Annotated in this window: 2 protein-coding genes; both read right to left on the reverse strand. The window is 36.3% G+C overall.

Annotated features, from left to right (window positions below):
• Positions 1-135: 135 nt before the first annotated feature.
• Positions 136-693 (reverse strand): tetratricopeptide repeat protein, encoded by a 558-nt coding sequence (locus CTER_RS18220; RefSeq protein ID WP_004628025.1) that lies wholly within the window; start codon positions 691-693, stop codon positions 136-138.
• 261 nt (positions 694-954) lie between these two features.
• Positions 955-1,393: DUF6385 domain-containing protein (locus CTER_RS18225; protein WP_004628023.1), on the reverse strand; the 439-nt coding region annotated here is incomplete at its 5' end.

Raw genomic sequence — 1,393 nt, forward strand, 5'->3', positions numbered from 1 at the left:
AAAGGAAGTTTTGTCTATTAATAAATAACCCATGGAATGCATTATATCACTTCTTAATCAAAACTACAAGCAAAAAATTAAAAAAATTTAATTTTTTGCCACTTTTGTATGCAGTATCCATTTAATGTCAAATCTTCAAACCATCTTCAGTCCATTTAAAGTGAAAATTTTATTTATGTTGAGTATCTCAGCGTCAGATTGGGCCGAATCAAGGGTATCCCTGTACAGCTTCTCAACCAGATCGGTTTTATCCATTTTCTTATACGCTCCGGCGAGACTCACAGCCGCAGTTAATGTGGGTTCAATATTATAAGCCTTCAAAAATAATTTGGAAGCAAGTCTGTATTTACCTTTGGTCATTGATTTTTGACCTGCTTTAAGCAAATCACCAATAGAACCATAATTATCTACCTCTTCATTTTCTTCATTATCCTTTTCAATATCGTTAAGGTTATTAATAGCCCCCCTGTTTTCAGGATCAATATCCAGAGCTTTTAAATACATTTGTTTTGCCTCTTCGATATTATCGTTAAGCCTATAATATTTTGCAAGCCTGGTACAGGCTGCAGAGTTATTCTGATCCCTCTTCAGGATAGCCGCATTAATCTTGTAAGCCCTTTCTCCCCATTCATTTGCTACAGCCATTTCACCTGCTTTAGCTATTAATTGTTGCAAGTTTATACTTCTTTTCATTATATCCTCTTTTCTTTAAAATATATTAAAAGCGGGAAACTCAAATTGAGTTTCCCGCTCTATAATTCTGCGTTTTAAAAATACGCGTCATCAGGCAGTTGAAAAAACAATAATACCTATATTATAACATTAATATTTGTTTTTTTATATGGGAAGTCATGTTTAACCCTATAAAATTTTTGATAATACTATAGAAATCACAATTGGATTAAAATATAAAAATCTTATATTTTTCAGCCCACAATAAACGAGCTGATTTTATCAGGCCTGTGACTGGTAAATTATATCTGCCGTAGTACTGGAGCCCTCCGCGGTGGATCTGTAGGCTATTCTTGCAAAATTTGCGAATCTGGTGGGAGTTAAAATATCTGCAGAGGCCGCAGCTACTTCAAATTCCGTACTGTCATCAATCCACAGGGTATTGTCGGGGCTTATCTGAACTTTTACCGTAACTGAATCCGCACCGGTATTATTAACAAAAAAGGAATATTGATTTTGCAATGAAATATCCCTTGCTGTTGAACCGGTATAGGTATCTGCTGTTGTCACGCTTTCGGACTGGTTTGTAAAAGTCTTGGATGGGGCTACCTGCAGCACTCCGGTTATATCGGTTTTCAACGCCCTGTTGTCGGTGCCGTCGTTACCATAGACTACTATATTGTCCTGGGTGTTTGACAAATTCCTTATATCCAGGTCTGTC

This window comes from Ruminiclostridium cellobioparum subsp. termitidis CT1112, from assembly GCF_000350485.1.
In the GTDB taxonomy this organism is placed as follows: Bacteria; Bacillota; Clostridia; order Acetivibrionales; family DSM-1351; genus Ruminiclostridium; species Ruminiclostridium termitidis.

Bases quoted from the DNA above. Each gene is read 5' to 3' on its own strand.
- CTER_RS18220 (WP_004628025.1), bottom strand. From the start codon at position 693: ATGAAAAGAAGTATAAACTTGCAACAATTAATAGCTAAAGCAGGTGAA.